This is a genomic window from Azospirillum sp. B4 (assembly GCF_000333275.1).
Taxonomy (GTDB): Bacteria; Pseudomonadota; Alphaproteobacteria; order Azospirillales; family Azospirillaceae; genus Nitrospirillum.
In genome coordinates, this window is record NZ_BACU01000027.1 from 1 (window position 1) to 6,848 (window position 6,848).

The following is a 6,848-nucleotide window of genomic DNA, read 5'->3' on the forward strand; positions in this document are numbered from 1 at the left end:
CCCGCCCCCATGCGCCGGGCGGCGGCCAGGGTGTGCAGGCCCGTGCCGGCACCGACATCGACGAACACGCCGTCCGCCGGCAGGCCCGCCGCGATGCGGGCCCGGGCCTGGGACGCCGCCTGGCGGGGCAGAGCCAGGAAGCGGCGGTCATCGGCGTGATCCCGCACATGAAGGCGGCGGCGCACGCCGTCGGCCGACACATCGATGACGGAGCCGTAGAGCCACGGCACCAGGGTGCGCACCACCGGACCCAGCACGCCGCCCGCGGCCTTGCCCCAGCGACTGGCCGGCAGCGACGCCCCCAAAGCCAGCAGCAGGGCCGGCAGGCCGCCGGGACGATGCCGGCCGAAGCTGTCGTCGACGGTCACCGGTGGACGGCGGTCCACCACGGGTGCTGTGGTGGTGGCGGCCGGCACGGCGGTATCGGCGCCCCAGGGGCCCGGGGCGGAGGTTTCCGGCAGCAGGGCGGCGGCGATTGCGGTCATGGTGGAAAGCACCCTCGGTTGATCAGCGCGTGGCAACAATGGCACAGTCAAGCTGACGTCCTGCTGACGCGGGCGTCCGCCCCGCAACCCGGTCTTTCCTCCGAAAACCACCCGGTTGCCGACAGGCGGCGGCCCGTCGCCCGTATAGATACGTCTGCTGCCCTTGGTGGGTGCGTGCGGGGATCTGGCCGATGCGGCTTCTTTTGGTTGAGGATGAGCGGGATTTGCGGACATTGACCGCTGACCATCTGACGCGAATCGGATTCACCGTCGACGCCTGCGCCAATCTGGCCGAGGCTGATGACCATATCTGCACCGCCGACTACGACGCCCTGATCCTGGACCGCCGCCTGCCCGACGGCGACGGCATCAGCCTGGTGCGCCGCCTGCGCGGCAGCCGCCGGAAGGTGCCCATCCTGATGCTGACCGCCCGGTCCACCCTGGACGACCGTATCGAGGGGCTGGACGCCGGCGCCGACGATTATCTGGTGAAGCCCTTCGACATGGGGGAACTCGCGGCCCGCCTGAGGGCCCTGCTGCGACGGCCGGGCGGCGTCATCGGCGTGGTTCTGGAATGCGGCAACCTGTCGTTCGACAGCGCCGCGCGCGGCGCCAGCGTGGCGGGATCGCCGGTGGGCCTGACCGCGCGCGAGCTGGCCCTGCTGGAGGTGCTGCTGCGCAAGGTGGACCAGGTGGTGACCAAGGCCCAGATCGACAGCGCGCTCTATGGCTTCGGTAACGAGGCCACCGACAACGCGGTCGAAGCCCTGGTGTCGCGCCTGCGGCGCAAGCTCGCGGCGGCGGAGGCCACAGCGGCCATTATCACCATGCGGGGCCTGGGCTATATGATGAGCGCCTCGTGAGCCCCGCCGACACCGGCACCCCGCCAACCGGACCCCTTTTCCCATGACCCCCTTCCCATGACCCCCTTCCCATGACCGGCACCCCATGACCGGCACCCTGGCCCAGATCTGGCGGCACCGGTCGCTGCAAGGGCGCCTGGCCTGGCGCCTGGGTCTGCTGTTCCTGGCCTCGGTCGCCGTGGGCATCCTGCCGCTGGTGGTGCGGCTGGAGGAAGCGGGCGGCGTCGTGCAGCGCAAGGTGCTGCGCGGCCAGGCCAATGAGCTGATGACCGCCTTCAACCGCGGCGGCCTGTCGCTGGACCGCCTGCCGTCGGACCTGGCCAACCGCTACGCCTTGGAGGAGGACGGTGTCATCTACGCCGTGTGGGACCAGCACGGCCGCCTGCTGACCCAGTCCCTGCCCCGCGCCGCCAGCACCCTGCATGACGCCCTGAGCCAGCCGGACGCGGAATATTTCTTCCGCCCCCCGGGGGAACCGGAACGCTATGGCCTGGGCACGCCCGTCAAGCTGGGCGACCGCACCCTGACCCTGGCGGTGGCGCAATCGCCCACCGCCGACCAGAAGATCATCAACGGCCTGCTGGACGAGTTCGTCCGCGATATCCTGCTGTTCGGCATTCCGGTGGCCCTGATCGCCGCCGCCATCGGCGTCTGGACCATCCGCAGCAGCCTGACGCCCATCCAGGAGATGTCGGAGGAGGCGGCGGCCATCGGCCTGGACCGGCTGGATCACCGCCTGGACGGCAAGAACCTTCCCAGCGAGGTCCTGCCCCTGGTCGACGCCTTCAACACCGCGTTGGCGCGGCTGGAGGGCAGCTTCCGCCACCACCGCCGCTTCATCGCCGACGCCGCGCACCAGCTGCGCACACCCTTGGCCGTCGTCCAGGCGCGCCTGGAGAGCGGTGAGGCCGACCTGGCGGCCGTACGTGCCGACGTACGCCGCCTGTCACGCCTGGTGGCGCAGCTGCTGTCGCTGTCGCGCCTGTCCGGCACCCCCCTGCCCCGGACGGACGAGATCATGGCGGGTGAGTTGACGGCCAGCGAGCTGGTGACCCTGGCACCCCTGATCCGGTCCCTGGGCAAGTCCATCGAGCTGGAGGTGGTGGAGGACTTCCCCCTGGTGTGCAACACCGGCGCCGTGGCCGAGGCGTTGCGCAACCTGGTGGAAAACGCCGTCGCCTACGGCCCCGCCGGCGGCACGGTGGAGGTGCGGGTGGGTCCCGGGCCCATCCTGTCCGTGGCCGACCGAGGCCCGGGCCTGCAAGGCGAGGACCCGCTGACCCTGGCCGAACCCTTCGTGCGCGGCGCCGCCGGCGCCGGCATCACCGGATCAGGCCTGGGCCTGGCCATCGCCATGGAGATCATGCGCCAGCACGGCGGCCGCCTGGCCGCCCGCGACCGCCACGGCGGCGGCGCGCTGTTCAGCCTGTGCTTCCATGAGGACAAGGCGGCCTGATCCGCATCTCACACCTTCAGGAAGATCCGGCGGCGATACAGCACCTCCAGGATGGCCCACCACAGCCCGACGAAGACGAGGGCGAAGGCCAGTGAGGCCGCCTTTTCCGGCAGCAGGGGATAGAACACCGCCTCGTAGATCACATCCTGCAAGGGGGCCACGCGATGGTCCCAGGGCAGGGTGATGACGCCGCCGATGATAATGGCCATCAGTTCCGAGCCGACATAGGCAAGGATGGGGTTGACGCCGAACACCAGCGCCGGCCGGGTCCAGCGGCGCCAGCCGCGCACCTCCACCCCCCACAGCACCGCCGCCAGGCACAGGCAGGCCATACCAGCCGTCAGCGCCACGAAGGAACTGGTCCACAAGCTCTTGTTGATGGGGAAGACCAGATCCCAGACCTCGCCCAGGATGACGCCGGCCACGCCGGCCACGATCAGGCCCCGGATGCGGACCGGCAGCGGCAGGGGCCGGGCCAGCCAGCGCCCGGCCAGCAAGCCCCACAGGACGGTGGCGATGGCCGGCAGCGTGGACAGGGCCCCTTCCGGGTCCCACGTCTTGCCCGAAGCCCAGAGGTGATTGCCCCAAGGCCCCCAGTTGAACAGGACACGATCCACCGCCGCCGCCACCGTGGCGCCGGGATGGGCCAGGGCCGCCAGGCCCGTCTCCCCCGTGCCCGGCACCGGCACACCGGTCATGACCGCCCAATAGCCCAGCATCAGCAGGACGGCCAACGCCCCCTGCCCCTTCGCCCCCAGGCGGAGCGACAGCAGGCCGGCGGCGGTGTAGCAGAGGGCGATACGCTGCAACACGCCGGGGATGCGCCAGGTCAGCAGCCGTTCGACCACGCGGTCACCCATGCCGGGGTGGCCAGACCACGCCGGGGCGTAGCCGGGGAACCCGTTGAGGAACAGGCCGAGCGCGAACAGGATCAGGCCGCGCCGCAGGATCTGGCGGGCCAGGGCGCCGTCACCATCCCCCCGCGCCCGCCGCTGGCCCAGCGACAGGTGGGTGGTGATTCCCACCATGAACAGGAAGAAGGGGAACACCAGGTCGGTGGGCGTCCAGCCATGCCATTTGGCATGCCGCAGCGGCCAGTAGATGTCCGACCATGTGCCGGGATCATTGACCAGCAGCATCAGGGCCACCGTGAGACCCCGGAACACATCCAGGGACACCAGGCGTTCAGGTTTGATGGCCGTCCCCGCCAGGGGGGCGTCCAGGGAAGTGGCGGGCATGGGCGTCGGGCGGGCCTTTCAACCAGCGGGCGTGCGGCAACCGCAGTAGTGCCAGGACGGCACCCGTGCGCATAGGCTAAAGGCAGGCATTTTGCCGGAAATAACGATCGGCAAGCGCGTCAGCCGCCGGCCTTGGCGGGATTGGCGTCGGCCGCGGCTTCCGTCTGTTCCACCGACCAGCCACCACCCAGCACCCGGTAAAGGGTGACGATGGAGGTCAGGTAGTTCAGGCGGCTCTGCACCAGGCTGTCCTGGGCGCTGAACAGGGTGCGCTGGGCCGTCAGCACGCTGACCATATCGGCGGTGCCACGCTGGAACTGTCCCGTGGTGCCGCGCAACGCCTCATCCGCCGAGGCGGTGGCCTTTTCCTGGGCGGTACGGATGTCGCGGGTGTAGCGCACGCCGGCTAGCGCGTCCTCGACATCGGCGAAGGCGGTGACCACCGCCTTCTGGTAATCGGCCGCCAGCTCTTCCACCTTGGCGCGCTGCGCGTCGGACTGGGCCTGCAGGCTGCCGGCGTCGAATACCGTCTGGGTCAGGGAGGTGCCCAGGGACCACAGTTTGCTGGCCGGGTTGAACAGGTCGCTGACGGTGTCGTTCTGATAGCCGTAGCTGCCCGTCAGGCTGAGGCTGGGATATTGCTGGGCGATGACGTTGCGCAGGGTGGCGTTGGCGGCGATCAGCTGGGCCTCGGCCGACGCCACGTCTGGCCGGCGGGCGAGCAGGGTGGACGGCAGGTTGGGCGCCACCTCGGGCTCCGCCATGCCGGATAGGGTGGTCCCCTCGATCTTCAGCTGTTCCGGCAGCACGCCGACCAGCACGGCCAGGGCGTCGACCTGCTGCGCCAGGCTCTGCTCATACTGCGGGATGGCGGCGCGCTCACCCTCCACCACGTTCACCTGGTTGGCCACGTCCACGGCGGTGGCGGTGCCAGCCCGGGCGCGCGCCTGAATGCCGCGCAGCACGTCCTCCGCATCCTTCAGCGACTGGCGGGCCAGGGTCAGCCGATCCTTGTAGGCCAGCGCCTGGAAATAGTCCGTGGCCACCGTGGCGATGGCCGTCATCAGCACGGTCTGCTTGTCGTAATGGCTGTAATCCAGACTGGCCTTGGCGGATTCCAGCGCCGACCGGTTCTTGCCCCAGAAGTCCAGCTCATAACTGGCCGACAGCTTGGCCGAGTAATTGCTGCTGATGTTGTTGCGGCTGATGGCGTTGCCGTTGGCGACGGTGGTGGTGCCGCCGCCCGACTGGCTGCGCGTGCGGCCCAGGCTGCCCGATACCGTGGGGAACAGGGTGGCGCGCTGCTGGTCCACCGTGGCCTCGGCCTGGCGAATGCGGGCCATGGCGGCGCGGACGTCGAAGTTGTCGGACGCCACCCGGGCGATCAGGCTGTCCAACTCCGGCGAGTTGAACTGACGCCACCAGTCGGCGGCGACCTCCGCCCGCAGGCTGGCGTCCTTGACGGTGTCACCCGTCACCGTTTCTCGATACGCCTTGGGCTGGGGCGTTTCCGGCCGCTGATAGTCCGGGCCCACGGTGCAGGCCGTCAGCCCGCCGCCCATGAGGCAGGCCAGGGCGACGGATGAAAGCAGGGAACGGGACAAGCGGGGACGCAGCATCGCGGGACTTGATCCAGGAAGGGAGGCCGGTGGGAACCATGGGAAAAAGGGGGGGACGGGCCCGGCGCCCTTCTTTTCATACCGGTGGTCCCCTGTCACGAACGAACTGGGCCGTGGCCCGATTGGACTGGCCGCCAGCCCAGCAAGTGGATCGCCCCACGCGGAGACGCCCCGCGCGCAACAGCGACGGCACACGGCCGCCGATGGTACGGGACAATGGCCGGCAACCTGTCGGGAAAAATGACGCGGTCCCCGCCCATGGCCACCGTCTGCGCCGTTGGTCCACGCCGCCTCCACGCGTCCTCGACAAGGGAACGCTGACGGGCGCGGCGCTACCGTCTGGCCATGCCGGCGATGATGGTGTCCAGCATGACGTCCAGGTCGGCGTGCATGTCCAGGGTGCGGTCCAGCAGGGTCCAGCGCATGACCAGGCTGTGCTTGATGCCCGAGAGGATCCAGCCCACCCGTTCCACGTCGGTATCGGGCTGGATCTCCCCCACCTCGATGCCCTCGCGGATGAGCATGCAGTAGATGCGGTGGGGCCGCTGCAGGCGTTCCGCCAGCAGGCTGCGCATGTCAGGGCTGTCGGCCAGCACCTCGCGTGAGAACATCAGGGACGACAGCGCGGGAATGCTTTCCGCCAGGCCCAGCCAGGTGTGCATGACCTGGCGCAGCCGGGCCAGGGGACTGCCGGTGCCGTTCAGCGCCTCCTGCACCGGGGGGGCGATGCGCTGTGACAGGCTGTCCAGCAGCGCCTCCCACATGGCCCGCTTGGTGGGGAAATGGCGGAACAGCGATCCCTGGGCCATGCCGATGCGCCGGGCGATGGCCGTGGTGGTGGTCCCGCCAGGCCCGACCTCATGCAAAAGATCCAGGGCGGCGGCGATGATTTCCGCCCGTCGGGTGTCCCCCGCCTTGCGCTGACGCCCACCCGCCTTGAGGGCCTCATCCGTCGTCATCGCCCCCGTCATCGCCGTGTCGTCCTGGACCATGGCCGTCCCCCGCCTTACGCCGGCGGGGCGCCGGCGGCGGAACCGGCCGCTGCGGTTTCACCCGGCCCCGTTTCGCCCGGCCCCGTTTCACCCGCTTGCCAGCCGCCGCCCAGCGCCTTGTAGAGGGCGATGGTCTGCTGCACCAGGGCGTAGTCGCTCTGCGCCACGGCATCCTGGCGCGGCCAGGGGCGTCGG

The 6,848-nt window shown here is 70.2% G+C and carries 7 protein-coding genes; 2 read left to right on the forward strand and 5 right to left on the reverse strand.

Features of this window, described 5'->3' with window-relative positions; all coding sequences use genetic code 11:
• Positions 1 to 485: hypothetical protein (locus I55_RS01035; protein ID WP_044558568.1), on the reverse strand; the 485-nt coding region annotated here is incomplete at its 3' end.
• 191 nt (positions 486 to 676) lie between these two features.
• Here I55_RS01035 and I55_RS01040 point away from each other — a divergent pair.
• On the forward strand, positions 677 to 1,348 hold the full coding sequence (locus I55_RS01040; RefSeq protein ID WP_044558569.1) for a response regulator transcription factor: 672 nt from the start codon (positions 677 to 679) through the stop codon (positions 1,346 to 1,348).
• Between the two features lie 85 nt (positions 1,349 to 1,433).
• Positions 1,434 to 2,804, forward strand: a complete 1,371-nt coding sequence (locus I55_RS01045; RefSeq protein ID WP_044558570.1) for a HAMP domain-containing sensor histidine kinase — start codon at positions 1,434 to 1,436, stop codon at positions 2,802 to 2,804.
• 8 nt (positions 2,805 to 2,812) lie between these two features.
• Here the strand turns inward: I55_RS01045 and I55_RS01050 are convergent, their stop codons facing one another.
• The 4 genes from I55_RS01050 to I55_RS36705 form a co-directional block, all read right to left on the reverse strand.
• Positions 2,813 to 4,042 carry an acyltransferase family protein gene (locus tag I55_RS01050; RefSeq protein ID WP_044558571.1) on the reverse strand — a complete coding sequence of 410 codons (1,230 nt, stop codon included), beginning with the start codon at positions 4,040 to 4,042 and terminating at the stop codon, positions 2,813 to 2,815.
• A gap of 119 nt (positions 4,043 to 4,161) precedes the next feature.
• On the reverse strand, positions 4,162 to 5,661 hold the full coding sequence (locus tag I55_RS01055; RefSeq protein WP_049973715.1) for an efflux transporter outer membrane subunit: 1,500 nt from the start codon (positions 5,659 to 5,661) through the stop codon (positions 4,162 to 4,164).
• 332 nt (positions 5,662 to 5,993) lie between these two features.
• Positions 5,994 to 6,653 (reverse strand): TetR/AcrR family transcriptional regulator, encoded by a 660-nt coding sequence (locus I55_RS01060; protein ID WP_044558572.1) that lies wholly within the window; start codon positions 6,651 to 6,653, stop codon positions 5,994 to 5,996.
• Positions 6,654 to 6,667: 14 nt separating this feature from the next.
• Positions 6,668 to 6,848: hypothetical protein (locus tag I55_RS36705; RefSeq protein ID WP_199902416.1), on the reverse strand; the 181-nt coding region annotated here is incomplete at its 5' end.